Origin of the sequence: Vibrio sp. 10N.286.49.E11, assembly GCF_041469505.1 — a bacterium.
In the GTDB taxonomy this organism is placed as follows: domain Bacteria; phylum Pseudomonadota; class Gammaproteobacteria; order Enterobacterales; family Vibrionaceae; genus Vibrio; species Vibrio crassostreae_C.
In genome coordinates, this window is record NZ_JBFRKQ010000002.1 from 17,580 (window position 1) to 42,373 (window position 24,794).

Below are 24,794 nucleotides of genomic sequence, written 5' to 3' on the forward strand. Positions count from 1 at the left end.
AGATGTCTGAAGGATTAGTACAAGCAGCTTATATTGTTGCTGCTGTATTCTTTATTATGAGCTTGGCTGGGTTATCGAAACAGGAATCTGCGCGTGCAGGTAACTATTACGGTATCACGGGTATGGCAATCGCGTTGATCGCAACGATCTTTGGCCCTCACTCTGCTGGTATTGTGTGGATCATCATTGCTATGGTGATCGGTGGTGGTATTGGTATCCACTACGCAAGAAAAGTAGAAATGACTGAAATGCCAGAGCTGGTTGCAATTCTGCACAGCTTCGTAGGTATGGCTGCAGTACTTGTAGGTTACAACAGCTACATCGATCCACCTGCTGCTGTTTCTATCAACCCTGCAGATATTCATGCAGAGCACGTTATCCATCTAGTGGAAGTGTTCCTTGGCGTGTTTATCGGTGCGGTGACGTTCACGGGTTCTATTGTTGCGTTTGGTAAGCTTCGTGGCGTTATCTCTTCGTCTGCATTGAACATCCCTCATAAGCACAAGTGGAATCTAGCGGCTATCGTAGTTTCTACACTGCTGATGATCATGTTCGTTAAAGCAGACGGCAGCATGTTCGCACTAATGGTGATGACACTTATCGCATTCGCATTCGGTTACCACCTAGTGGCATCGATTGGCGGTGCAGATATGCCAGTAGTTGTCTCTATGCTGAACTCGTACTCTGGTTGGGCAGCAGCAGCGGCAGGTTTCATGCTTGCAAACGATCTGCTTATCGTAACTGGTGCATTGGTTGGTTCGTCGGGTGCGATTCTGTCTTACATTATGTGTAAGGCGATGAACCGCTCTTTCATCAGCGTTATTGCTGGTGGATTCGGCCAAGAAGTGGTTGTGTCTGATGGCGATGAAGAGCAAGGTGAACACCGCGAAACATCAGCTGAAGATGTGGCTGATATGCTGAAAAACTCTAAGTCAGTAATCATCACTCCTGGATACGGCATGGCAGTAGCTCAAGCACAATACCCAGTGCATGAAATCACTGAGAAGCTACGAGCGCAGGGCATTAATGTTCGATTTGGTATCCACCCAGTTGCTGGTAGGTTACCGGGTCACATGAACGTACTGCTTGCTGAAGCGAAAGTGCCGTACGATATCGTTCTAGAAATGGACGAAATCAACGATGACTTCGATGAGACAGATACTGTATTGGTAATTGGTGCGAATGACACCGTAAACCCTGCAGCACTTGAAGATCCAAACAGCCCAATTGCTGGTATGCCAGTACTTGAAGTTTGGAACGCTCAGAATGTTATCGTATTCAAGCGTTCGATGAACACAGGTTACGCCGGTGTGCAAAACCCACTGTTCTTCAAAGAGAACACGCAGATGCTGTTTGGCGATGCTAAAAAGAGTTGTCTAAGTATCTTAGAACATCTATAGAGATCACCTCTAAACAATATGTAACAACTCGATAAGGAGCTCATTTGAGCTCCTTTTTTTATCTTACGAAAGCGACTCTATGTGTGATCTCAGTTGATACGAAGTTGACGAAGCCTGATGCAAAACTTGTCGCAATTGAGGTTTGGCTTGCCAATCAGCCTACTAGTACGTATGTACAATGTGGCCGTAATATATTGGCCTTTATCTCTGTAGCTCGCCATTCTCAAAGTTTTTCATGCGGTTAAAAATTTATCTTTGATAGCGAATGGTATATATTTGGTTGATCTATATGAATTTGCGTTGGTTTGTGATCATCAAAAGAACATTTACTCTTCTTATCGCTACGTTATCTGTGTCTGCAAACGCGCTTGCTGACTCTTTACCTGAGCGTATCGATAATTTCACCAAACTCTTTGATCATGAAACCGCAATCGAATCTTATGATATTCGATTGTTGCAGGCTGATTATCCAACACGTTTGATCATGCCGTCTTCTATGCTGCCACAAACCGCAGAGTACCCATTAAAAGACATACAGCGTTTATACCAATTATCAAAAACGTGTAGCGGGAAATTACCGTTAAGCCCGTTGATCACCGAACCTTTGGTCTTTACTCGTGCAATGTGTAAAGGAACCAAGCTTTCTGATCGTTGGTTTAGCCGTAGTGGCTTGATTCACCCTGGTGGTGGTTCTTATGCGGCGCGATACGTAGAGAAGTATCCTGACAAGTTCGACTCTTTGAAACGCTTTATGCATATTCAAGAGCGTCCAAATACTGAACATGATGAACTGTTATCTCGTTTACAGAACATGGACAGTGAGGCCATCACGGCACTGTTAGCTGGTGCTAGCATGTTTGTCGAGCTTGACGAAATGTGGGTAAAACGCGGCGACAGATATTACCTGTACAAAGAATCAGCCTGGAATGAAAACGCGACACTTTCTGGATTATCGTTCAGTTTGTCTTCAGAAGGCAAAAGCTGTTTTGTTCAGCGCGGTAATGTATGTTGGGAAATAGAAGATCATTCAGAGCTTCTGCAAGTCGCCATGTTTATCTTGGTTATTGCCAACATCATGCTTGTCTTAGGTTGGGCGATTTACCGCTGGAACAGCAAGAAACAAGAGATGAAGAGTCGCATGCTGGTTCTTCAAATCCTAACGCACGAATTAAGAACGCCGATTGCGAGTTTGTCATTGACGGTGGAAGGGTTCAGGCGTGAGTTCGAACACTTACCAGAATCGGTATATGATGAGTTCCGTAGGCTGTGTGAAGATACACGCCGTTTAAGACAGTTGGCGGAAGCAAGTAAAGATTACCTGCAATCAGATAATCAACCGCTCGCAACAGAGTGGGTGCCAAGTGTTGAAGAGTGGCTCCAATACAAAGTTGAAGAAGACTTTGCGCCGGGGATTGAACTCCGTGTAAACAAAGATATAGCTGCAAAAGTGAACGTATATTGGTTGGGAACGTGCATCGATAACCTAATCAGAAATGCCGTGAAATACGGTGTGGCTCCAGTAATTCTAGAACTGAATACTTCTGACAAGAAGCTGACATTCAAAGTTATAGATAATGGAGACTTGTCTCGCAAAGATTGGGGGCAACTAAGAAAGCCATTCGTAAGTAAGAGTGGACTCGGTTTAGGTCTGACGATAGTGGAATCTATGGTTGGAAAAATGGGCGGTCACATGACGCTTATCGGCCCCCCAACAACATTTATTTTGGAGATACCTTGTGAAACAGACATTGCTTCTCGTTGAAGATGATAAAAATTTAGCTGACGGTTTATTAGTTAGCCTTGAGCAAGCTGGATATGAATGTTTGCATGCAGAACTGATCTCTGAAGTTGAAGGCTACTGGGAACAAGCGGATCTAGTGATTCTAGACCGTCAACTTCCTGATGGCGACTCAGTAGATTCACTTCCAGGTTGGAAGAAAAAGAAAGATATCCCAGTTATTTTGCTGACGGCTCTCGTGACAGTAAAAGACAAAGTAGCGGGCCTAGATTCAGGTGCAAACGACTACTTAACAAAGCCATTCGCAGAGGCTGAGCTATTTGCTCGAATTCGTGCTCAACTTCGCCTGCCAGATTCTGAAGAACAAGATGCATCAAAAGTTATCGCTCAGAATCTTGTTATCGATAAAGCGACACGTGAAGTGTTTTTCAATGAACAGGAAGTAACGTTAACGCGCACTGAATTTGACCTTCTACTGTTCTTGGCAAGTAACCTTGGACGTGTGTTTACACGTGATGAACTGCTTGACCATGTATGGGGTTACAACCATTTCCCAACAACACGTACGGTAGACACGCACGTTCTGCAACTAAGACAGAAACTGCCGGGTCTAGAAATTGAAACGCTGCGTGGCGTTGGTTACAAGATGAAAGCGTAATGAGAATAGCCTTACTTCCACTATTAATGTTTTCTTGCGTAGCGAATACCGCGCAAGCAACGGATTGGTTTAAGAGCAGCGATGCTCTGACTCAAGTTCATAAACATCTGCTAGATAATGATTTACCTCAGATGTTTGACTCATTAGTGGAAGTTTGGCAAATCAACTCGTCTCAATCACGAGAAGATCACCTCAATGAACTGTTCGATCAAGCATTGAACAAAGATTGTGGTAAAACTCTCACCAGAAAAACACTCCCAGATTGGATTAGTTCAGTCGTCGTTAAAAGACACATCATTCAAAGCCCTGGCCGAGATACCTTTCGTGTATCGATTAATGTTGAATCCGAAAACAACATTCAAGACATTACCTTCGAGAAGTGGGTCGATAAGATCGTTTCTTCGGACAGTGAGTTAACCAAAGACAGTGAAGTGGTTAACAACGCATCGGTGAGTCTATACCGCAAGCGTTACAATTTAGCCTCTCAACTTGAATCCGGTTTATACCGTTTAAGCGTTAAAGGTGATGGCGGAAAGTCTTGGAGCACTTGGGTTGTTTTGGGTGAAGTTGCCATGCGTCAACAAGTTCGCTGGGCATCAAAAGACACGTGGCGAATCGATAAAAAAGAACTACTCAATCCTTATTGTCCGCTCCCTAAGCTCGAAATCGGTTTGTACGATTACGTTGATGAACACTATGAACAGGTCTGGGGCAAGAGCTACGAATCTGATTATCCAATGAACCTTACTGGTGAAGAACTTCCTAATGATCGCTATGTTTTAGCGGTTTCAATGGTGCATTCACGCTGGCAAGGCGACATAGCGATAGAACAAGCACAAACTATCAGCAAAACTTATGATATTTCTAGCGAAGAAGAGTTAAAGTAATTTAAAATTGTGCCGTTAACTATGTAAGGGATCTAACAAAGATAAACGGCATGAAAAAAACCACAAAACTACTCGCAGCGTCAATTGCATTCGCCAGTCTTCCTCTTTCAGCAGCAAACTACGCCATTGAAGCGCGTGGTGATGCGATGGGTGGTGTTGGTGTTGTTTCAGCAAACTTCCTAACTGCTCCATTCTATAACCCAGCACTTGTTGCGATTTATCGTCGTAATGATGACATGGGAATGATCACGCCAAGTTTTGGCGGTAATTATAATGACCCTAATAACTTAGTTGATGATATCGATAATTTAGTTGACAGCATTGAGTCAGGTACTGTGACTGGTTCTGATCTAGATGCTCTTAATGGTGATAGCCTGAATGTTGATTTAGGTGGTGTTGTAGCATTCGCTCTACCAAATCAGTATATTGCAGCAAACGTATTTGCAAAAGCATACACTGAATCATTTGTAACCCCTGATACATCTAGTGACGCTGCTAATAGTGACTTGGTTAATGCTGAGTTAACTGCTGTTAAAGCTGTTTCTATTGGCATTATGGAAGCTGGTATATCATTAGCAAAATATCAAACGTTCATGGGACAACATTTGTCGTTTGGTATTTCTCCAAAACTCCAAAGAATCTATACGTATAACTACATTGCCTCGGCACAAAACTACGATCTAAGTGATGTTCGAGAAAACGACACCGCGGAAACTACATTTAATATTGATGCAGGTGCGCTTTGGTTTTACGGCCCATTTAGAGTGGGTTTTTCTGCAACGAATATTATAGACCGTGAGATTGAAACTAAATCCGTTAGCCAACAGCTAACAAGCAGCACAGGGGCTACAAGAACAGTAACATCGAGTCATTCTTATAACCTGGGGCCTGTCTACACTGTTGGTGCGGGGATCGTTTCTGATTACTTTACGTTGAGTGTTGATTATGATTTGAATGAAGCAGAGAAGTTTACTTCGTTCGAAGACAACGAACAGATGATTCGTGTTGGTACTGAAGTCGACCTGTTACGTCAGCTTAAGCTAAGGGGAGGGTATTACAAGAACCTGGCTTACTCTGATTCAGAAGGAACAGTGACAGCTGGTGTTGGTATCTCGCCATTGAACTTGTTTCAGCTAGATCTAAGTGCTAACTACACGAATGAAAATGCAATGGGTGCATCCATCAATTTCCTTGCTAGTTACTAACAGTCCTTATATAGTTCTGCTCCTAAATAAAGGAGCAGAGCATGCTAAACGACTTACCAACCCTTTCTCACGAAGAACAACAGAAAGCTGTTGAACGAATTCAAGAAATGATGACTCAGGGCATCAGCACAGCACAAGCTATCAAAATCGTTGCTGAGCAAATTCGTGAAGAAATGAGTAATAAAGAAGAGTAGGGCATCAGCCCTTCTTTTTTATTACCTTAGTGCACTATAACTAAATATATTACCCTCTAGTATATTATCTCGTACATCCGAACTCTTTAGTTACCCTAAATTCCGATCTACCCAAAACCATTAAATACCGTATATTCAGCAAGTTATGTCGGAGTAATCCACTTTTCAGGCATTCCTCGGCTTTGAGTTGTAATTAAATTACAGCAAGATCTGAAAGTAAAACAATCGCCACTTTAGGTGTCAGTATTTGTGTCACCATGTCTAAATGGCTAAATATATAGTGTTTTTACGGCTAGTGACGTTGTGACTTGTATTTTGAACGGATGAGAATCCATGAATGATCAGAAGCAGACAAATGAGGATTTTATCTAAGAACAGAGTGAAACAATCCACAGCGGTAATGTTCAAAACCGATATCGCGAATGGCTTACCACCGCTTAGAGCAAGCTTCGTTTCCACATATGTGCTTTACAGAATAAGTATTTAAAAAGCTTACGAGGCGTAAGGTGTTGTGTAGAAGTCGATTAAGGAATGCGGCGCGTATCACTTTGAGAATGCTAACTTGTTAGAAATAGGGTCGCTTTGAGCGCTGTAGTTGTCGTCGTGGTTACGTATGTAGAATCGAAACCTTGGCTCCTCTTGACCTTCATATTCTATATTGATGGTGACCGAATCGAACGTTGAGAGATCGAGCCCTTTATTTTGGGTCGATCTCTTAACGTACTCAATTTCACAGAAGGGTAAGCTATAGGTTTGTTCAAAGTCACGCTGTAACTTAATTCCATCTTCTGACTTATGTAATGAGCCTACGGTGCCACCATCGTGGTCTCTGTCCGTATTTACGCGCGTAGGCTATCTGTCAGGTGTGATGATGTAGTTCTTATCCATGAGCGTATTAAAACACTAGCGTGATTGCTAGGCAAAAATACGCGCCCAGCGACAGATATATGCCTAAATAGCGTTGTTTTTGTTCGGTATTTATACGAAAGGTAACGTTTTTAAGGGGATAATAATTTAACTGTGTAAATATACAGTTATTATTTGGGTTCTTTATTTTGTGTTCCATAGGACCAAGCTTTACCTGTATAGCTAGCTACAGTGTCACTTTACTTATTGATTACATGTGTCGATAAACATTATAAGCTTTCTAATCTCAGGCGGTAACACCATTGCGACTTCAAAGCAGGCATATCAGTTAGAGAAAACAAGTAAAGAAAAATTAAGCGCAATGGGTTTAAAGTAACTCTTAGGTTTATTACCAAAGCTACCTAAGTCCAATTGAACGTAATTTCAGGGCAAACCGTGATTATGGATCTCCCAAGTATCGGTGTTGTGTACCAGCAATAAGTGTAATGAATCTATGCAAACTGAACACAAAGTACTAACTCTAGAGAGAATCGTTAAGAAGGTTTGAAAAATCTGTGTGCGGGTCTACATAAGACACACGAACTTTATTAGTTGATGGATTTAAACGAGAGCTAAGCATGTGCAGTTGATAAGAAACATTGGTCGCGTGTGTGAAATCTGGAATAGAAACAACAGCAATGCTTACAAGAATTGCACACAGCGCAGCGAACCGTTAGTGCAAACAGAGAAGTGGCATATAAGTTAAACCAGACGGACAAAGTTTCGCGTCAATTAGATTTTCTGAATGAAGATTGAATTGTGTAGACGCTGGCCGTACATATAATTATTAGATTTCAAATGCGATAAGAAAACTCTGAACGGCGCAAGAAGCGTGAGAGTCAGTTGGAACAAGGATTTTAAGGACAAAAGATGAGAATACTACCTTTAGAATTAACTACACGCATTATTAACTGCGTATTATGTACGTTATGTTAAATGGATTTTGATGTTTATAAGGCAGGTATCTTTGTGTGATGCCCTGCCTTTGTATTGTGCCGATATTCTCTAATTTATACTGTGTATTTAACCATACTGGCTATTTACCATAAAATACCTAATAACCAGTGATAATAATCTTCGATTTTAACCCTGGTATTAGTTAGAGATTAACCGCCAGCAAATTTAACTTTGTAGCCTTTCTTTTCAAGGTGCGCTTTGATCTTGTCGCGCGCGTCACCTTGAATTTCGATGTTGCCATCTTTTACTGAGCCACCGCAGCCGCAAACTTTCTTGAGTTCTGCTGCCATTAGTTTTAATGGTGCGTCATCTAGGTCTAAGCCAGTTACGACAGAAACGCCTTTGCCTTTACGGCCTTTGGTTTCTTTTTGGATTCGAACGATACCATCGCCTTTAGGACGTTGGACTTTCTCTTCTTCAGGCTTAATGCGACCTGTTTCTGTTGAATATACTAGGCTCATAATTTACTTCTTTTGTTGCTCTGCTTTTTGTTTTGCGAGTAAGTAAGCTTCTATATGGCGTTGGATTGCAACCTTGCCGCCTTTGATTAAGCGACCGTTAAACATGCAATACCACACATTAGGCTCACCGGTGTCATTCTTGATTTGGTAGCCGTTGAAGTTTTCAGTCGAGCCACCAGTTCCTCTCGACTTATTTAATGACATGAATTCTTTTGGATCAATAATAGATGCGGTATCAATCCACCAATCAATACTCTTTTTCACGGCAGCTAGGTTGCCCTGAATAACGTTGTTTTTTAACTTAGCACGCCAAACTGTGTTGTTAGCATCTATCGATTGAAGATGGACGCTTCGGTAAATTGAATTAGCCATATCTATTAATCATCTTTCTGTTTTCACTGCATTAATCATAAGTATACTAATAATGATATCAAGCATAATATGGTAAAAACACCTGTCGAGGTATGGTAATTTGAGAAAAAAAGTCCCTATTTTAACTGACTCTGTGATAATTAATTCATTTGTTGAAAAATTAAACAGCAACGCGACAATAGAAATTATAGATGAGTTGACAGGATTTCAATACTCTCGCAATTCACTGTTGGGCATTTACAGTGATTGGAATCGCTATCATGCGTTCTGTACCAAACATCGTATTAACACACTTCCCGCATCTATAACCGCTGTTCGTCGTTTTCTTGAAACGGAGTCTAACGATAGAAAATACGCATCGCTAAAACGTTACACTGCAACGCTTAGCATGTTACATACTGTGTTGAGCTTTGCTAACCCGATCAAGCACAGGCAAGTTCGCTTTACCCTACTCCACTTACAATCTCAAATGGCCGGCGACGCTAAACAAACCAATGCTATGACATCTGTGCATCTCACTGATTTGAATACGTTACTCTCCCATGAGAAAGCAAACCTGAAAGAGATCAGAGACATTGCTATTTATAACGTGATGTTCGAGTGTGCTTTAAAGCGCTCAGAGCTTAAGTTGTTATCGATGAGTGATGTTGAGTACGTTGAAGATCATTACCAAGTAACAGTCAAAGATTCGGCTTATCAGTTGTCACAAATAGCCAGTGTTGCACTTCAACGTTGGCTTTCGTTTACTGGTATACAAGATGACTTGCCAGTATTTCGTGCGATAGACAAGCATGAGAATATTGGTTTGCAGCCTTTAGATGATTCGTCCATCTATAGGATATTGAGAAGAGCTAGCGACTTACTTCAACTGCCAGAAAATCACCATTTCTCTGGAAATTCGATTCGTGTTGGTGCTGCACAAGAGTTGTCGAAACAAGGTCTTAAGGTGAGAGAGATTCAGGACTTTGGTCGTTGGCTTAGCCCGGCAATGCCAGCTCAATATGTCGGTTTCACGGGAACGGCTGATAGTGAGAAGATGAAGTTTAAGGCGTTAATACCTTGGCAATGACGGGTCGCAGATTACTTGGATATTACTATTTTGATATAAGTTATGGTTAAAACGATATTTGTAAAAACGGTTAGCGTTAAAAACAAAAAGCGCCTTGGCGAAAGCTCAAGGCACTTGTTGGTTCAGCTCTAAGTGAACGAAAACGAGTTAGAAACCTAAGAAAGGCTTGTTCTCACGCAGTTTTCTAAGAACTGGCTGAATTTGTGGCCGTCATGCTCAACCATTTTAGGGAACATGGAGATTGGCGTCATACCTGGGAAGGTGTTGACTTCGTTCAGGTAGATCTCGTTGTCTTGCGTTAAAAAGAAGTCGATACGAGACAAGTGACGAAGCTTCATCTGGGTGAAGACTTTTCGTGCGCTGTCTGCAATCAATTCACGCTGTTCGTCAGTTAAATTACTTGCTTCAACTTCAGTGATCGAGTGGCTGTCTGCACTGTACTTCTCTTCGTAAGAGTAAAATGCGCCATTCGGTGCAATCACCTCACCCGGCTTGCTGATGTGTAGCTCGCCATCGATTTCATAAGCAGCAATTTCTAGCTCTCTAGGCACCACTGATTTCTCAACCAATACTTGGTCCGAGAAAGTGAACGCCTTGTTGATAGCCTCGCTTAAATCTTCTACTTGGTTAACTTGGTAACAACCTACAGAAGAACCTTGACGAGCCGCTTTCACAAACACTTTACCCCACTTTTCAAATGCTTGAGTTGCTTGTGAGTGAGCTTGATCATTGTTGTCTGATAAGAACAGGTACGGCGTGTTTGGAATACCAAGTGCGTCGTACCAAAGCTTTGACGTGATTTTGTTAAAGCTGTTGTTGCTTGCTTCTGGACCACAACCTAGGTATGGAATTTTAGCCATTTCAAACAGTGATTGAATGTCACCTGTTTCACCTGGGAAACCGTGTATGCACGGCACAATGAAATCGACTTTAGATGTTAAATTGTCACCGCGTAAGGTTTGGTCGTTAATATCAAGATAAACCAATTCACCTGAATCAAGACACCAGCCTTCGTTCTTAATTTCAACTCTTACAACGTTAAAATCTGCAACGCTATTAAGTTGTTCAAAAAGGTAATTGGCTGAAACTAAAGATACTTCATGCTCTGAAGATCCACCGCCGCAAAGTAGAAGGATGTTTGTGGTGTTCATGGGTAAATTCGGTCCTTGAAACTAGGAGTACTGACTTCAATGATAAACAAAAGTCGAGATAGGTACAGTGTTTTGATTGTTAAAATTGCGTTCGAAAGATCGAGCGATTAACTATTAAACAAAACAGCGAGTCTTAAAACAAAAGAAGGAGCATTTGCCCCTTCTTTATGAATCAAAACTTAGTTCAACTTGTTAAGCGTTGGGTATTCAGAGTTCTTGATGTCATCAATGCTCTTAACGAACGGCTTCAAGTTTTGGAAAGTGTTCGGCAGTGTTGAGATTGCCTTTTTAGCTTCTAAGCGTGTTGCGTAGTCACCATAAAGTACCGTGAACCACTTAGTGCCGTTAACCATTTTGTAGTTTTCCCAAACTGGTTGAGAAGTCGTAGGTAGCATTTTCACGAAAGAATCGACTTTACTTTGGCTGCCAACAGCAACAACTTGAACTGTGTAACCAAAACGTTGGTTCATGTCTTGTTGTTTCTTGGTTGGGCCTGTCACTACTGCAACTGGCTTAGCTTGAGTCGTTTGAGCGACTTTCTGTTCAACAGGTTCGGTTCTGATAACGTTGACAACATTTTCTTCAACAACGCTTGTTTGCTCAGATTGAGATACAACTGGAGCTTCAACTTTTGCCGTTTTGTACTCTTCTTGATAACTATCTGAAGTGACATTGGTAACGTAGTCGTCAGATACACACGCAGCCAAGAGCAGTGGCAAAGTCACAATTGCAAATTTTTTCATGGAAAGCTCTATATCCTTAATAATAATTACTATAAATCATGCCGATACGTCGGTTTAGAATCAAGTTAACTTTGGGATTATACACCATTAGTGGGTGACCTATTTCACAAACTTTATGCAGTGTTTGCTTATTCATCTGAATTCGGTGAATTTGCCATCAACCTGTGAGTGCAAAGTAAGTTACGATGAACTTACGTGCATTGCTAGGATATGTCTATGAATCATCTTGATCCCCTACTTAAACCCCGTTCAATCGCTGTTGTTGGTGCTTCTCAACGAGAAACACGCGCAGGATATATTGTTATGAACAATTTGTTGCATGGGGATTTTAAAGGTGCGGTGATGCCGGTTACGCCGAAATATGATTCAGTGGCCGGTGTGCTTTCTTACAAGAACATTTTGTCGTTACCGATTGTTCCTGACCTCGCAATCTTGTGTACCAATGCGACCCGTAATGTCGCTATTTTTGAAGAACTGGCTGAGAAAGGTATAGCCTCTGTCATTGTGCTTTCTTCAGACATGCAGCAAGAAAGCGATAATGGTGAGACGTATGATGAACGATGCCTAGCGATTGCCAAAAAGCACAACATTCGAGTGTTGGGTTCCAATAGTTTGGGGGTGATTGTTCCTTGGTTAAATTTGAACGCCTCATTCTCTCCAGTGACAGCATTACCCGGTAAGATCGCCTTTGTTTCTCAGTCGGCAGCTGTGTGTACCACTATTCTCGATTGGGCTAATGACAAAGAGATCGGTTTTTCGGCGTTTATCTCTATAGGCAATGGTAGCGATATCGAATTCTCGGAGTTATTGGATTATCTCAGTACCGACTCTCACACCGAAGCGATATTGCTTTATGTAGACAGCATTACTGATGCGAGGCGCTTTATTTCTGCAGCGCGTGCGGCTTCGCGTAACCGACGAATTTTGGTGTTGAAAGGCGGTCGAACGGCGAAAGGCAGAGCCGCAGCAATGGCTCACACTGGCGGTGCCGACACATTAGATATTATTTATGATTCCGCAATCCGACGCAGCGGCATGCTACGAGTTAAGAACTTACATGAACTGTTTGCTGCGGTAGAAACACTGACTCATTCAGTACCATTGCGAGGCGAGCGCTTGGCTATTGTTACTAATGGTGGCGGCCCTGCGATTATGGCTGTGGACACCCTATTTGACCGCGGTGGTAAGCTCGCAGAGTTTTCAGAAGAGACACTTGATAAGTTGAACAAGGTTTTACCATCGAGTTGGTCTCATAGCAATCCTATCGATATTGTCGGCGACGCTGGTGATCAACGTTATATCGACACTATAAACATCTTACTCGATGGCGATGAAGCAGACGCGATTCTTATCATGCACAGCCCTTCAGCGGTCGCACATTCCGCTAAAACGGCAGAACGAATTATTGAAGCGATTAAGAAGCACCCTCGCCACAAGCGCTTTAACATCCTGACGAATTGGTCTGGTGAGCTAACAGCAAGGCCCGCACGAAAGCTGTTTACCGAAGCGGGTTTCCCAACTTATCGGACCCCTGAAAGCTCTGTGGTCGCATTCATGCACTTAGTCGAGTACAGACGTAACCAACGTCAGTTAATGGAAACGCCGACCACTGCAGAAAAAGTACACATTGAAGATCTAGCAGATGCGAAAGGTTGGATAGAAAGAAAACTACTGGATAAAGATACAGTTAGCCTTGATACTCACCAAAACAGTCAGTTTTTCAAGAGCTTCAACCTCGATGTGTTACCAACTTGGATCGCTTCTGACCCAAGTGAAGCGGTACACATCGCTGAAACGATCGGTTATCCCGTCGCAGTAAAATTACGTTCGCCGGATATTGCACATAAGTCAGACGTACAAGGCGTGATGCTCAATTTGCGAAACAGCAGTGAAGTTGCCAATGCGGCTCAGGCAATTCTCGATCGTTCTCAATTATCCTTCCCTACAGCAAACATCCACGGCTTGTTAATTCAAGGTATGGCTAAGCTCGCGGGCGGCCAAGAGTTGCGTATTAAGGTTACAACAGACGAAACCTTCGGCCCAATCATATTACTTGGACAAGGTGGTTCGGAGTGGGATGAGTCGATTGATGCCGCAGCTGCTTTTCCACCGCTCAACATGACACTGGCGCGTTACTTGATTATTCGAGCGATAAAAAGCGGCAAGATTCGTCTACAAAAACTCCCTAACCCCATCGATATAGAAGGTTTGTCTGAGTTATTGGTACGTATATCGCAAATGGTAGTGGATTGCCCTGAAATACATGATTTGGATATCCATCCAGTACTGGCCAATGGTGACAAGTTCACGATATTAGATGCCGATATCCTCTTGAAAGCGTACGAAGGTGATCCACAGGAACGTCTTGCGATTCGCCCTTATCCGGTCGAGCTTGAAGAACGTATCCAGCTAAAAGATGGAACCGAAGTGTTGTTACGCCCTATTCTTCCCGAAGATGAACCGCTTCATGCTGACTTCATTAACCGTGTGTCTAAGGAAGATCTCTATAAGCGTTTCTTTAGTGATGTCGGTGAATTCAATCATGAGGCGTTGGCGAATTTCACTCAGATTGATTTCGATAGAGAAATCGCCTTTGTGGTCGTTCGCGAGGAACAAGGCGTTCCAGCGATCATCGGCGTGTCCCGTGCGCTGATTAACCCTGAGAACACAGACGCCGAATTCGCAATATTGATTCGTTCTGACCTTAAAGGTGTTGGTCTAGGTCGCATTCTTATGACCAAGGTTATCGATTACTGCCGTGCGAAGCAGACCAAGCAGATGTCGGGTATGACGATGCCAACCAATAGAGGGATGCTGACACTAGCTCAAAAGCTCGGTTTTAAGCTAGATATCAGTTTTGAAGATGGTACTGCAGATATGGTGTTACCGTTACTTTAACGCCCATGTCTTTTTAAGATGTTGGATACACCAAGACTTGGCGTCGCCCATTTTGTTGCGTCGCCAAGCCATAACAATATCGATCGGTTGTGGTTCTGTACCGGAGATCTGCTGTAGTACGCCAGATTCAATCAAAGGTTTAGCGACACTATTCGGTAAGGTGCCAATCCCTAGTCCTGATGTCAAAGCCTCTACTTTCGCAGGAAAGCTTGTCACGGTTAAACGTGGCTGTTTCTCTAGAATATTGATGCTTAGTGCTGGCTGATCGCGTGCGGTGTCTGCAATGGCAATAACCCTGTAACTTTCTCTCGCCTTCTGATCGAATTCACCAGAACGATTGTGAACATAGTGGCTTGATGCCGCGACCCACACCATCTCCATTTTACCAATTACGTCACTTTTCATATCGTTTGGAATTGTATCGAGCTTAGGGCATATCAATAAGTCAGCACGACCATCTGTGAGAGATTCCCAACAACCCGCTAAGATTTCCTCTTGCAAACGAACGCGTGTTTTACTGATTTTTCCTAGTTCATCTACCAGTGGGAAAAAGTTAGCAATCGGGATAATGCCATCAAAGGCGATGGTCAAATCGAGCTCCCAACCATTGGCTAGAATGCTTGCCTCATTAACAAGGCGTTCTGTTGCTCCAAGAATTACCCTACCTTGCTCAAGTATCAACTGGCCCGCTTCTGTGAAGTTTGCACGATGTCCAGAACGGTCAAAAATCATGATGTCCAGATCTTGTTCAAGCTTCTGGATTTGATAACTGAGTGATGAAGGTGCTCTGTCCATTTCATTGGCTGCAGCGGCGAAACTTCCACGTCGGTCGATGGCATCTAATATGTGTAATGCTTCAAGTGTTATTGGACTATGCATCAGTTTCCTACTTTATAAATGAGAGGTTAATCACAAAAATGGAAGCATTCACCAGATAAATGGAACCATTAAAGGTCTTTTAATACAATGAGTTATACGGTTTAAGCGTATTTTTAATGACAAAAGTACAAATAAATTGAAATGCAAATAATAGTAATTATCATTTAGATCCAATATTATCTTTCCCAAATCAAGATAATACTATGGAATTAAGGTAACTATCAGATGTATAAGCAATCCCTACTCTCTGCTTCAATCGTTTTAGCGCTTTCATCAACATCAGCCTTTGCTGAAGATTATGCCCTATTTGACGAGGTTGTTGTATCTTCGACTCGTACTAATCAAACACTTATCAATACAGCAGCTTCTGTGACGGTCATCTCTGACGAGCAAATCGAAGAGAACATGGCAAAAGATGTTAATGAAATCTTCGAATACACTCCGGGTGTAACGATGAACTCAAGCTCTCGTCAAGGTGCACAAACTATCAATATTCGTGGCATGGAAGGTAAGCGCGTTAAGATCTTAGTAGATGACTCATCGCAACCAGGTTCATTTGATGGTGGCCCTTATGCATTTATTAACTCTAGCGGTATCTCAATCGACCCAGATATGCTGAAAAGCGTTGAAATCATCAAAGGTGCAGCTTCAAGTTTACACGGAAGCGACGCTATTGGTGGTGTTGTTGCATTCGAAACCAAAGACCCTTCTGATTTCTTGAAAGATGGCGAAGACTTCGGTGGCCAAGCGAAACTGTCTTACTCTTCAGAAGATAACTCTTTCAGTGAGCACGTTGCATTAGCTAATCGATTTGGTGATTTGGAAACATTGGTTGCCTACACTCGCCGTGATGGTGAAGAGCTTCAAAACTTCCGCGACTCTAATAACTTAGAGAATTACGCAGTAGAAGATCAAGATACATCTGCAGATAACCTATTGGTAAAATTGCAATACCAATTGAACGAAAGCCACCGTATCGAGTTTCTAGCTGAGCTAATTAAGGATACTTCTGACTCTGATATTTATCACTCAAGCTACGATAGCTACACGGGTGCAGATGATACAGAGCAAAATCGATTTGCGATTAAACACATTTGGTTCGCTGATGGCGCTATCGCTGACACAGTGACGAGCAAAGTGTCATACATCTCTAAAGAAGAAAATGGGGTGACGAAGCGCTTTAAACCGGCAGGTCCCGGTTTCCCACCTTATGTTCCTGCTAACAATGACAATCTTCAAACAAAAGACTATGAATACACCGAAGATAAGCTTGAGATCGAAACTCAGCTAGATAAACAGATTAACAACCATTACCTAGTTTATGGTGCAACATACACACATAGTGATATTAGCAATACAAACATGGAGTACAACTCTGATCCTGATACTGATGATCAGCTTTATGTATACACTCCTGATGCTAAAGAGCAGAAGTTTGGTCTGTTTGTACAAGACGAAATTAGCCTAATGAACGACAAACTTGTTGTTACTCCAGGTGTTCGTTTCGATTACTTCTCTACAGACCCTGGTAAAAATACGGGTGAGTCACTTACGGACTTCTCTGATTCTGCGGTAACTGGACGTTTAGGCTCAACATACAAACTTACTGATACAGGCACCATTTTTGGCCAGATTAGCCAAGGCTTTAGAGCCCCTTCTTTCGATGAACTGTACTACACGTATGACAACCCAGGACATGGTTACGTAAACGATCCAAACCCGGACCTTAAGTCAGAAACCAGTATCTCTTACGAGCTAGGTTACCGTCATAATACACAGGCTTCATCGTCTGAAATAGCGGCTTACTACAGTGATTACGATGATTTCATCGAAACAGTGGTAACGAAAAAAGTTGGCGGAACGACACACTACTCTAACGTTAACCTAGATTCGGCAACAATTAAGGGTGTTGAATTCTCTAACACGTTACTATGGGATGTTTTGGTTGGTGCACCTAAGGGTATCTCAACTCACTTCGTTGCTTCATACACAGAAGGTGAAGATGGAAACGGTAATGCACTAAATAGTGTCAACCCTTGGAATGCTGTATTAGGTCTTAACTACGACGCTCCAAACCAAAACTGGGGTACTAGCCTTAAGTTAAACTACACGGCTAACAAGTCTGGTTCAGACATCAACTTCGATGACGAAAGCGGCGGTAACGCTGGTCAAGCTGAGCTTCCGAGTGCAACGGTTGTTGACTTGACGGCTTACTACAAGCCAATGAAAGATCTTACTATTCGTGGTGGAGTATTCAACTTAACTAACGAAGAGTACTACCGTTGGAATGATATTCGCGGCGATGATGAGCTTTATAAAGAGAACTCTCAAGCAGAAAGAAACTACGGTATTTCAGCTAAGTACGAATTCTAATTCGTTAAAAACCTGAATTGCAGATACTAAAAAGCCAGCTAAATGCTGGCTTTTATTATTTCACTAAAAATTGTATCAAAAAGGGATAAAGTGAAATTACTTCTCTGCCATTTCTTTCTTAACCATTACTGCTGCAGCAATGATGAAAGTGATGATTAGGCCTAGTTCCATGATTAACTCCAAAGAAAATTAACATTAAACATATAATTCGCGTGGATAATAACACAACAGATACAGAATGATACTTTTTAACCACTAATTTACTTTTTATTCGATTTAGATCAAAAAAGATGCCCTAAAGCATCTTTTTGTAAGTTAACTATTCATGAAACAACTAGATCAACCAGGGAAACCATCAGGATTGGTTGACTGCCAGCGCCATGTATCTTCAGTCATTTCAGTCAGTGTACGTCTTGCATTCCAACCAAGTTCTTTCTGAGCTTTGGCTGGGTCTGCCCAACATTCTGCGATGTCACCAGGACGGCGTTCAACTAGCTTGTAAGGGATCTCTTTACCGCTTGCTTGTTCGAATGCTTTAACCATGTCTAACACACTTGAACCGTTACCCGTACCAAGGTTGTAGATATGAAGACCGTCTTTGCACCCTACTTTCTCAAGCGCTGCGATGTGGCCATCAGACAGATCCATTACGTGGATGTAATCGCGAACGCCAGTCCCGTCTTTTGTTGGATAATCGCTACCAAATACAGATAGGAATTCACGGCGGCCCACTGCTACTTGAGAGACAAATGGCATTAGGTTATTTGGGATACCTTGCGGGTCTTCACCTAGCTCACCACTTGGATGTGAACCTACAGGGTTAAAGTAACGCAGCAGTGTAATGCTCCAATCAGGATTGGCTTTTTGGAAATCGGTTAAACACTCTTCAACCATTAGTTTACTACGACCATATGGGTTGGTAGCGCTTGTTGGGAAGTCTTCAGTAATTGGCACACTTGCAGGATCACCGTATACCGTTGCTGAAGAGCTAAATACCAAGGTTTTTACACCCGCATCACGCATTGCATCAACAAGAACTAAAGTGCCGTTTACGTTGTTGTCGTAGTATTCAAGAGGCTTTTCCACAGACTCTCCGACGGCTTTCAGACCAGCAAAATGGATAACCGCTTCGATGTTGTGTTGCTTCATAGTTTCAGTCAAAAGCGCTTTATCACGAACGTCACCTTCAATGAAGTTGGGACGAACGCCCGAGACTTTTTCGATGCGCTCTAGAACGCTTGGTTTGCTGTTGTACAAGCTATCAAAAAGTACAGGTGTCATACCTGCGTTGATCATCTGGATACTTGTATGGCTACCAATGTAACCCATGCCACCTGTAACTAAAACATTCATGCTTAGCAGACCTTTTAATTAAAAATATTCAACCTATCACTTATGATACAACAACTTAGGGTGAGCTCACAAACACCGGTGCCTATTTACCCTCACGAGCGAACACAAACTGACCTTTTCCTTTGCGTTTCGCTTGGTACATAGCCTCATCAGCAACCTTTAGAATCACGTCAATATCACGCTCTGAGCCATCAACTAAATTGATACCTAAGCTCGCCCCAACATGAAGTGAACGCTGTTTATAATTCACTTCTTGCCCGATCAGATCCAACAATCGCTCGGCTAACTTCGCTAATAAGACTTTGTTTGTCTGTTTAATAATAAGAACAAATTCATCACCCGACAAACGTGCAACCAAATCCCCCGCTCTTACCTGAGATAATAACCGGTTTGACACTTCTTTAAGGATTTCGTCACCCGCATCGTGACCATAGTTGTCATTCACTTCTTTGAAGCCATCCAAATCCAAGTAAATAACCGCAAAATGCTGATTTGAATAGTGGCTCGACGTGACAACATCATCCATAACCTTATACAGCTGCGCTCTATTCGCTAACCCGGTTAATGCATCGTGATGAGCCAAGTGTTCGAGTCTTTCCATCTCTTTAACGTTGGATAAATCAGACAGCGTTAATACCATATCAAACTCGTCTTTCTCGTTGTCTGAGGCAATTCGATTCACTTTGACAAACATTGGAACTAACGTGCCGGACGCGCTTTTCTCCCACACTTCGCCTTGCCATTGACCATAGTTGTCTAACGAACTGCGAATTGTCGGCATCAATGATGAAAATTGCTGCCACGAAAATACTTCAAATGGTGTTTTGCCCACCAGCAGATCAGAGTGATAACCGAGAAGTTGTGTGATCGCCGGGTTAACCATGGTTATCACATTGGATGAGTTGAGCACGATCAAGCCGTCTTTACTGTTTTCGAAAACACCCGCAGCGATACGCTGGCGACTCATGGCCGTTTCCATCCCCGTGACATCTTGGATTGCATAAAGAATACGACCGTGCTTTGGCAACGAACGGCTACTCACACGAAGCCAGCGTTTTGAGTGAAAGAGATCGGTGGTTTCGAGTAGTTCGTCATTGAGCTCAATCTTAGCGTCGATAACCTCTTGTAAGAGCCCAGTTTGCTTTGTCGCGATCAACTCTTGGATCAACAAATTTTCAAGAAACGCTTCGGTACATTTAAAAATGTCACGAGTAGCAGCGTTCGCATGAACGATGAACCCTTTTTCATCGGCTACCAACAACGAGTGCTGAACAGTTTCAATTACCTCATTTGCAAACGACTTTTCTTCTTGTAGTTTATCGAGCGTAAAATTGATTTGGTTGTCACGATGTTGAAGTCTTTCGAGCATGGTATTAAAAGCTCGAACCAGATCCCCTATCTCATCGTGGTTCGTTGCGACTAATTTTGGTTGTTCTGAACGACGTTCAACAAAAGCTTGCATCGCCTCATTAAGGTCAAACATTGGATCGATAATCAAGCGTTGAACCAATTTGACCAATCCCCCGCCTAAGATCACAAGAAACAGCAAGTAGACGGCCGCAACCTTGAAAATATTCGTTAAGATCGTATTAAACGTTTCTTTTGATATTGTCACTCTCAAGTTAGCGATCACAGCGTCATCCAGCGTCACCGGAACAAGCAAAAAGATGAAATTCTCGGAGATTGCAAATTGGTGATCCGCGATGTCATTTAATTCATCGGTATTCGGCCTTGGAACCAGCGTATTACTGACTTGATAACTCGCAAAAAGCTGTTCATTAATGTCATAGAGCTTCACCCTGACGATATCTTTATCCGCAACGAAGGCTGACAAAATCTCCTGAGCCGAAGATTTATCCTCAAATAGAATCGCGGCCTGTAGGTTATAAGCAACACCTTGTGCTAACACTTTAACTCGCTGAATAAGACTCTCTTTCTCTCGCTCAAAAGTGACAGTGTAATTAATTGATTGAATCGTCACAAAAGTAACTGCGATGAAGATGACAATCGGTAATATCAGCTTGTTTTTAATAGATAAATTATTAATGAAAGACAACATTATTGGCCCTCCACTATAGCGATTCGTAACAGGTTTGAGCCAATGACGTATTCACCGCGTCTTGCATTCACTAAGTTGATCTTAGGCTTTAGCTTATTATCGATGTGCGTTAGCTCAATGACTCCTCCCATGTCCGTAAAGTTTGGGATATCGCTAATCGTCACAGTATGTGGTGAGTGGGCTTTACGGCTAAATTCATCATTATCGAGATCAGATAGATAAGTGATATCACACTTAGGAGTCACCAATTGATGTACTTGAATAGCGAGAGAACGAATAGATTTCCCTTGTGTAATCGACGTCAGTGCTTTGCTTACCTTCTCATCGCCAATCACACAGAAGTTAACCGTATTCATGGTGCTCTCGTCGTTCCAACGAATAAAGTTGGCAATTCTAAAAAGGTACACCGCTTTCACTTCATAAGGCTTGAAACTAGCCGCCGATGTATTCAAAGGCACAATAAACATAGCTATAGTGGCAAGGCTGAGTTTCGTAAAACCGAGCTTAATACGGTACTTGAGCCACTTAGAATTCATGAGAGATCCTCACATATACGGACTCTTGGTTGACACAAATCTCGGTAAGTTTTTGTGTCACTTTCGAAGCCGTTTCCATTTCGACATCTAACATAGACAACTCTTCAAGGCTCATCGACATGAGCTGGTCTAGAGAGTTTTCTTGAGCAGAGACAAAAACAGGTATCGTTAATGCTAGTCCTAAGCAAACCTGGCGGGATATCATGTGCTCACCTAATATACAGATAGATATTAATCCTTTAATCAATAGTTCAACTATATATGAAATGCCATACTGGTAAATCTACGGTGTCGAAAGTTTGAGTTAGGTCACTGTTTATTTATGGTATTTATAAGACCGTCATTACTTACCTCAACGTAAAGGATTAGCACCACGTGACAACGAAGATTTTGCTTAATTGCGACATGGGAGAAAGTTTCGGCAATTGGAAGATGGGCGATGACGAGTCGGTCATGGAATGGGTCGATATGGCAAACATCGCTTGTGGCTTCCACGCGTCTGATCCGCACGTTATGTCCAAGACGATAAAACTGGCGCAGCACTATCACACCCAAATTGGTGCTCATCCCGGTTATCAAGATCTCGTTGGTTTTGGTCGCCGTTCTATTCCACACACCATGGACGAAATCAGTGAGCTGGTTTGTTATCAAGTCGGTGCATTACAAGCCCTTTGCCGCTATCACCATACCACTGTTGGCTATGTGAAACCTCATGGCGCTCTTTATAACGATATGATGGCAAACATTGATGTGTTCAATGCGGTAGCCCAATCCGTCGCTGAGTTTAACATCCCGTTGATGATTCTCTCTTCATCAGACAATCAACAGTATTTGGATATTGCTGACGACCATGACTTGCCTCTCTTGTTTGAAGCGTTTGCCGACCGTGCTTATTTAAATAACGGACAATTAGCGCCACGTACTCAAAAAGGCTCGGTTTACGTCAATCAAGACGATATCTATAACCAAGTTATGCAAATCATTAACTATGGCTCGGTTACGACTTTAGAGGGCGAAAGACTGCCTATTGAAGCTGATACTATCTGTGTTCATGGTGATAACCCTCAATCCATCGCATTAATTAGAAAAATCAGACAAGACCTCAACGCTTTTAATTAGTATGAAGCGTGTGATTGGTATGACGCATGGTCTAATCGCTCGTGAGATCTAATTGATTTGTATTGGCTTGGACACGGAAGTGAGACACGCCAAGTAAGCTAAAAAAGGCAAGATAACAAACGTATGGAAACGAAATGACGACGAATCAGATTGAATTCAATATAGCGCCAGTCGCGGAATGCAGCGTTTTAGTGACTTTGACACTATCGCCTTCAAATAATCAATCTAGCGCCGAATATGCGCATTACATGGCTCACTTTTCCGATGCCATTCGCCAAAATTTAGCACCGGTGTTGATGAATGTGACGCCGGCTTACCAAACTATATTGGTCGATTACCTACCTTATCGAATATCAGAACAGCAGCTCATTGAACAACTCAATAATTTGTTGAATCACGCTCTATCGACCTTTTCTAGTATTAGTAAAACTCGCGATACGATTGAGCTTCCTGCCTATTACTCACCAGAAACGGCGCTCGATTTAGACCGATATCAAGACAAAGGTCTGTCTCTGGACGAGATTATTCAATATCACACCTCACAGACATACAGCGTCAGTGCTATTGGGTTTACGCCTGGCTTTGCCTTTATGTCGGATGTGGTTAATGAGCTTGCCTTACCCCGGCACTCCACACCCCGCTTAAATGTGCCCAAAGGCAGTATCGCCATCGCGAATACTAAAACAGCTGTGTACCCTTCGGATTCACCGGGCGGCTGGAATATTATTGGCAATTGCCCGCTTCCGTTGTTCGATCATAGCCAATTGAAGAACGCCGATATCACGCAAAGACCGCTGTCTCTGCTTAATGTTGGTGACACAGTCCGTTTCAACGCGATTTCAAAACAAGAGTTTGTAGAGTTGGGTGGAGGCATCGTAAATGGCTAAGACAAAAGCTAAACCAACACTGACAGTGATTAAGCCCGGTCCGTTGAGTTTGATTCAAGACTTTGGGCGATTTGGTGTTGCTCATCTTGGATTAACGCAAGGTGGACCGGTTGATGATTACTCTTATAGCTGGGCCAATCATCTATTGGGCAACCCAGTCAACCAAGCGGCGTTGGAAATCACGCTTGGGCAATGCGCGTTACGAATCGATTTTGATTGTGAGATGGCGCTATGCGGGGGTGATTTACAAGCGAAGCTCGATGGTAAACCACAGGCTAACTGGTGCACTTTTCAAGCTTTTAAAGGGCAAGTTCTCTCATTTAGTTTGCCTAAAAATGGTCTAAGGGCGTATTTAGCCATTAAGGGCGGTTTCGATGTCCCATCAACTCTTGATAGCTGCTCTACAGTGACTCGTGAAAAGATTGGTGGATTAACGCAAGATGGAGATCCATGCCAGCAAGGGCAACAAATCGCTTTTACCCAACATCAACTCTCGCGCCCGTTTAAAGCGTTGAGTGTTACCTTCCGATACACGCCTAATTACAATCTACCCGTGAACCTACGAGTGATTGAAGGCTATCAAAGCGAGCTATTCTCCAAGTCAGCAAGAGAAACTTTGTATAACGTGGAATATCACGTTGACCAAAACTCAAATCGGATGGGTTATCGACTCAGTGGCGAACCCGTCGACTCGCCTGACATTTCGCTATTGTCAGAAGGCATTGCCTTAGGTGCGATTCAAATTCCACAAGATGGACAGCCTATCGTGCTGCTTAATGATAGACAGACCATAGGTGGTTATCCGAAGATAGGATGTGTCGCCAGAATCGATTTACCACGCTTGGCGCAAGCAAAACCTGGACATGCGATATCGTTCAGCAAGGGCGATCGCTTGGGCTTACAAGATGTTTGGTGCCAATGGGCTCAGTTTTTCGGCTATTAGTTTTTG

At 42.7% G+C, this 24,794-nt stretch carries 20 protein-coding genes and 1 pseudogene; 12 read left to right on the plus strand and 9 right to left on the minus strand.

All coding sequences use genetic code 11. The features are described from left to right. The first annotated feature begins 2 nt into the window (after positions 1 to 2). From pntB to AB4167_RS00365, 6 genes are all read left to right on the plus strand, one after another. Complete coding sequence (gene pntB, locus AB4167_RS00340; RefSeq protein WP_017064580.1) at positions 3 to 1,400, plus strand: Re/Si-specific NAD(P)(+) transhydrogenase subunit beta; 1,398 nt, start codon at positions 3 to 5, stop codon at positions 1,398 to 1,400. A gap of 289 nt (positions 1,401 to 1,689) precedes the next feature. After that, positions 1,690 to 3,162, plus strand: a complete 1,473-nt coding sequence (vxrA, locus tag AB4167_RS00345) for a sensor histidine kinase VxrA (RefSeq protein WP_372135956.1) — start codon at positions 1,690 to 1,692, stop codon at positions 3,160 to 3,162. Further along, entirely contained in the window at positions 3,137 to 3,796 is a 660-nt protein-coding gene (gene vxrB, locus AB4167_RS00350; RefSeq protein WP_017060099.1) for a response regulator transcription factor VxrB, read from the plus strand. The genes vxrA and vxrB overlap by 26 nt, the downstream gene beginning before the upstream one ends. Further along, positions 3,796 to 4,683: a DUF2861 family protein gene (locus tag AB4167_RS00355; RefSeq protein WP_029235234.1), complete on the plus strand. Its 888-nt coding sequence runs from the start codon at positions 3,796 to 3,798 to the stop codon at positions 4,681 to 4,683. Before vxrB ends, AB4167_RS00355 begins: the two co-directional genes overlap by 1 nt. Positions 4,684 to 4,733: 50 nt before the next feature. Continuing rightward, entirely contained in the window at positions 4,734 to 5,888 is a 1,155-nt protein-coding gene (locus AB4167_RS00360; protein ID WP_017069084.1) for a conjugal transfer protein TraF, read from the plus strand. 41 nt (positions 5,889 to 5,929) lie between these two features. Continuing rightward, positions 5,930 to 6,082 (plus strand): YoaH family protein, encoded by a 153-nt coding sequence (locus AB4167_RS00365; protein ID WP_004731009.1) that lies wholly within the window; start codon positions 5,930 to 5,932, stop codon positions 6,080 to 6,082. 561 nt (positions 6,083 to 6,643) lie between these two features. Here the strand turns inward: AB4167_RS00365 and AB4167_RS00370 are convergent. The 3 genes and pseudogenes from AB4167_RS00370 to AB4167_RS00380 form a co-directional block, all read right to left on the minus strand. Further along, a pseudogene (locus AB4167_RS00370) lies at positions 6,644 to 7,064 on the minus strand (GGDEF domain-containing protein); the annotation flags it as partial. 1,030 nt (positions 7,065 to 8,094) lie between these two features. Then, positions 8,095 to 8,406: a stress response translation initiation inhibitor YciH gene (yciH, locus tag AB4167_RS00375; protein ID WP_008221404.1), complete on the minus strand. Its 312-nt coding sequence runs from the start codon at positions 8,404 to 8,406 to the stop codon at positions 8,095 to 8,097. Positions 8,407 to 8,409: 3 nt separating this feature from the next. Beyond that, entirely contained in the window at positions 8,410 to 8,778 is a 369-nt protein-coding gene (locus AB4167_RS00380) for a DUF3319 domain-containing protein (RefSeq protein WP_372135957.1), read from the minus strand. A 100-nt stretch (positions 8,779 to 8,878) separates the two neighbouring features. Between AB4167_RS00380 and AB4167_RS00385 the strand changes: the two genes are divergently transcribed. Then, positions 8,879 to 9,847 (plus strand): tyrosine-type recombinase/integrase, encoded by a 969-nt coding sequence (locus AB4167_RS00385; RefSeq protein WP_017060094.1) that lies wholly within the window; start codon positions 8,879 to 8,881, stop codon positions 9,845 to 9,847. 155 nt (positions 9,848 to 10,002) lie between these two features. Here the strand turns inward: AB4167_RS00385 and AB4167_RS00390 are convergent, their stop codons facing one another. Beyond that, complete coding sequence (locus AB4167_RS00390) at positions 10,003 to 10,998, minus strand: D-alanine--D-alanine ligase (RefSeq protein WP_372135958.1); 996 nt, start codon at positions 10,996 to 10,998, stop codon at positions 10,003 to 10,005. Positions 10,999 to 11,177: 179 nt separating this feature from the next. After that, complete coding sequence (locus tag AB4167_RS00395; RefSeq protein WP_017069919.1) at positions 11,178 to 11,741, minus strand: SPOR domain-containing protein; 564 nt, start codon at positions 11,739 to 11,741, stop codon at positions 11,178 to 11,180. A 216-nt stretch (positions 11,742 to 11,957) separates the two neighbouring features. Here AB4167_RS00395 and AB4167_RS00400 point away from each other — a divergent pair, with 216 nt between their 5' ends. After that, positions 11,958 to 14,639: a GNAT family N-acetyltransferase gene (locus AB4167_RS00400; protein WP_372135959.1), complete on the plus strand. Its 2,682-nt coding sequence runs from the start codon at positions 11,958 to 11,960 to the stop codon at positions 14,637 to 14,639. Here the strand turns inward: AB4167_RS00400 and AB4167_RS00405 are convergent. Continuing rightward, positions 14,631 to 15,518 (minus strand): LysR family transcriptional regulator, encoded by an 888-nt coding sequence (locus AB4167_RS00405; RefSeq protein ID WP_102320808.1) that lies wholly within the window; start codon positions 15,516 to 15,518, stop codon positions 14,631 to 14,633. The two genes, AB4167_RS00400 and AB4167_RS00405, sit on opposite strands and share 9 nt — an antisense overlap. A gap of 225 nt (positions 15,519 to 15,743) precedes the next feature. Between AB4167_RS00405 and AB4167_RS00410 the strand changes: the two genes are divergently transcribed. Continuing rightward, on the plus strand, positions 15,744 to 17,891 hold the full coding sequence (locus tag AB4167_RS00410) for a TonB-dependent hemoglobin/transferrin/lactoferrin family receptor (protein ID WP_102320809.1): 2,148 nt from the start codon (positions 15,744 to 15,746) through the stop codon (positions 17,889 to 17,891). 339 nt (positions 17,892 to 18,230) lie between these two features. On the opposite strand, the gene galE is transcribed toward AB4167_RS00410, so the two are convergent. The 3 genes from galE to AB4167_RS00425 all read right to left on the minus strand — a co-directional run bounded on the left by galE (position 18,231) and on the right by AB4167_RS00425 (position 21,839). Continuing rightward, positions 18,231 to 19,244, minus strand: coding sequence for a UDP-glucose 4-epimerase GalE (gene galE / locus AB4167_RS00415; RefSeq protein ID WP_372135960.1), 1,014 nt, complete (start codon positions 19,242 to 19,244; stop codon positions 18,231 to 18,233). 82 nt (positions 19,245 to 19,326) lie between these two features. Next, entirely contained in the window at positions 19,327 to 21,303 is a 1,977-nt protein-coding gene (locus AB4167_RS00420; protein ID WP_102394475.1) for a diguanylate cyclase domain-containing protein, read from the minus strand. After that, complete coding sequence (locus AB4167_RS00425) at positions 21,303 to 21,839, minus strand: YfiR family protein (RefSeq protein ID WP_102394476.1); 537 nt, start codon at positions 21,837 to 21,839, stop codon at positions 21,303 to 21,305. The genes AB4167_RS00420 and AB4167_RS00425 overlap by 1 nt, the downstream gene beginning before the upstream one ends. 375 nt (positions 21,840 to 22,214) lie before the next feature. Between AB4167_RS00425 and AB4167_RS00430 the strand changes: the two genes are divergently transcribed. The 3 genes from AB4167_RS00430 to AB4167_RS00440 all read left to right on the plus strand — a co-directional run bounded on the left by AB4167_RS00430 (position 22,215) and on the right by AB4167_RS00440 (position 24,788). Next, on the plus strand, positions 22,215 to 22,958 hold the full coding sequence (locus AB4167_RS00430) for a 5-oxoprolinase subunit PxpA (protein WP_102320812.1): 744 nt from the start codon (positions 22,215 to 22,217) through the stop codon (positions 22,956 to 22,958). A gap of 134 nt (positions 22,959 to 23,092) precedes the next feature. Further along, positions 23,093 to 23,845, plus strand: coding sequence for an allophanate hydrolase subunit 1 (locus AB4167_RS00435; protein ID WP_372135961.1), 753 nt, complete (start codon positions 23,093 to 23,095; stop codon positions 23,843 to 23,845). Continuing rightward, positions 23,838 to 24,788 (plus strand): biotin-dependent carboxyltransferase family protein, encoded by a 951-nt coding sequence (locus AB4167_RS00440; protein WP_372135962.1) that lies wholly within the window; start codon positions 23,838 to 23,840, stop codon positions 24,786 to 24,788. Before AB4167_RS00435 ends, AB4167_RS00440 begins: the two co-directional genes overlap by 8 nt. The last annotated feature ends 6 nt before the right edge of the window (positions 24,789 to 24,794 follow it).